Annotated in this window: 2 protein-coding genes; one reads left to right on the forward strand and one right to left on the reverse strand. The window is 68.2% G+C overall.

Annotated elements, in window-relative coordinates:
• On the forward strand, window positions 1-630 hold a 630-nt coding region (locus ELR45_RS18300; RefSeq protein WP_129667673.1), incomplete at its 5' end, for an MFS transporter.
• Between the two features lie 75 nt (window positions 631-705).
• On the opposite strand, the gene ELR45_RS18305 is transcribed toward ELR45_RS18300, so the two are convergent.
• On the reverse strand, window positions 706-2,386 hold a 1,681-nt coding region (locus ELR45_RS18305), incomplete at its 5' end, for a helix-turn-helix transcriptional regulator (RefSeq protein WP_240759851.1).

A 2,386-nucleotide genomic window follows, 5' to 3' on the forward strand; every position in this document is an offset into this window, starting at 1 on the left:
AAGGCGGAGCATGTCCCGGTGAGACGACGCCGACGGCGTCGTCCGTCCGTCGTGAAGCCGCTCTGGCGCTTCCTCCTGTGGTTCGTCGCGGCGGGCCTGTTCCTAGGCTCGATCGAAGTGCTGCTAGTCGCGCTGTCGGTAGAGAACGGGCGTCCTACCGATGCCGGTCTGGCGCTGTCCGCCTGGGCGGTCGGGAGCGCTGCGGTAGCACTGTTGGCAGGGGCTCGACTAGCGGCCATGCGACCCGCTCGAATCGTCATCATCAGCTCTATCGTCATGGCGGCATCCGTTGCGTTTCTTCCGCTCAGCGACGAGCGATGGTGGCTGATCGCGGTGTGCCTGGTCGCAGGCACGGGCGCATCTCCCGCGCTGGGGGCGGGGTTCGCTCGCATCGCCTACCGCGCCGGGGACCGGTCTCAGACAGAGGCGATGGCCTGGGCCTCGGCAGCGATGGGCTTGGGCACGAGCCTGGGGGCCACCGCTGCGGGCGCCCTCGCCGACCGAGTGACGACGAGTGGCGCATACTCTCTACCGGCGTTGCTAGGGATCTTACTCGTGGCCTTCGCACTCATCGGCAGAACCGAACGAGCTCACGACCGCGCCGGCGAGCCGGTATCAGGTATGCGATAACCGCGAACTGCCGGAAGGTCGTGCCGAAGCCGCCCAGGGGCGAGTATTCATCACGGGCGTCCGGATACGGAATGATCAATCGAGGCCGTGGCGATGCGCGACGGCAGCGGCCTCACCTCGGCTGGACACGCCGAGTTTGGAGAGGATATTCGACACGTGCACGCTCGCCGTCTTGGTGCTGATGAACAGCGCCTCACCGACCTCCCGGTTGCTTCGCCCCGCCGCCACCAATCGGAGTACCTCACGCTCGCGGACCGTCAGGCCCAGCGTCGAGTCGGTGGCGTTTTCACCCTCGGCTGACTCCGGCAACGTTGCCGTCGACCGCGCCGCTGAATGCGACTCCCCCGAACGCATGCGTGGCGGCGCCGGGAGGTTGGCTCGCCGGCTGAGGTCGTCGATCCATCCGCGCATCAGTCCGGCTCCCAGGCTGTCCGCGCCCTCCGCGGCCCGGCTTAGCGCCTGGACAGCAGCATCCCGGTCTCCGCATCCGAGAAGTGCCTCCGCCCGACGGTAGGCGGCATATGGCCTCAGATGTGCTGGTCCTTCTGCTGACCTGACGGCGTCGACAACCTCCCCCCATGCCGCCGGATCGTCGCCGGTACCGTTGGCCAGCTCGGCGACGGTCAGCGTCCGCCAAACCGGCGCCGTCGGCCAGTCGCGGTAGTCGCCGGCGCGTGCCAGCACCCGTGTGGCCTCGGTGCCGTCCAGCTCACCGCCTTGCCGGGCGATGGCCGCGAGCGCCTGCGCTCCCACCGCCAGCAACGGCAAGTCGTTGGCAGGGTTCATCTCCCGTGGCTCGTCGAGGCTGTCACGGACCTGACGCCACGCCTTGTCGGGCTCATTCTGCGCGAGTGCGATCTCCGCGGCTACCTTCGCCAACGGGATGGCATACTGCGGCCCTGGGTGCCGTCCCGCGATCCGGGCCTTGACCTCGTTCAACGCCTGCGACGCCGCCGCAAGCTCAGCTCGCTGCAAACTCAGCCACGACCGCAGGATGAGTATCTGCCAGTAGTACCGAGCTGGAGGGTCGAGCTCGAGCGCACGAGTGATCAGCTGCTCCGCCTCGTCCCACTGGCCGAGCGCCAGCAGAGGCTCAGCCGCATTACCGGAGAGCATGGTGCCCAGGCTCCGCGCCAGGCCGACCTCTCCCGCCAGATCGATTCCCTCCCGGGCCACAATGGCTGATTCCGCATAGCGGCCGATGAGGTTCAACGCGTCGGAGTAGTTGATGTGATAGCTGACGAGCAGTCGCGGATCACCACCGGCCAGCCGGCGACTCTCCTCGAAGGCGACGTAGCATTCGTCGACCCGCCCCAGGTGGACCAAGGATGACCCACGGACGTGGTGACAACGGAACTCCAGGTCACGGTCACCGGCGGCCCCGGCCGCGGCTATCCCCTCGATCGACGAGGCGACCGCCTTCGTATGCAGCCCATCGAGCATGTAACGCGCCGCCTGCAAAGCCAGCAGCTGGGCGCGCGGCAGCGTCGCCGATCCGGGCTCGACATGCTCGAGAGCGTGCAGGGCCGAGTGGACGGCGTCGTCGCGACCGAGGTCGCCCGCCACCTTCGCCTGCAGGTACAGCAGGCTGCTCAGGCGCATCGGATCGGACTCGACGGATGGTTCGGCCCGGGCCGCTTCCGCCAGGGCGAGTGCTCGTTCGAGTTCGCCGGCGTCCCTTGCGGCCACGGTCGCACGCTCAAGCAACGCACCTCGATCGCCACCGGAGACACCTACCGGATCGGACACCCGGTCC

The sequence above is a fragment of the Phytoactinopolyspora endophytica genome (assembly GCF_004138495.1).
GTDB lineage: Bacteria > Actinomycetota > Actinomycetes > Jiangellales > Jiangellaceae > Phytoactinopolyspora > Phytoactinopolyspora endophytica.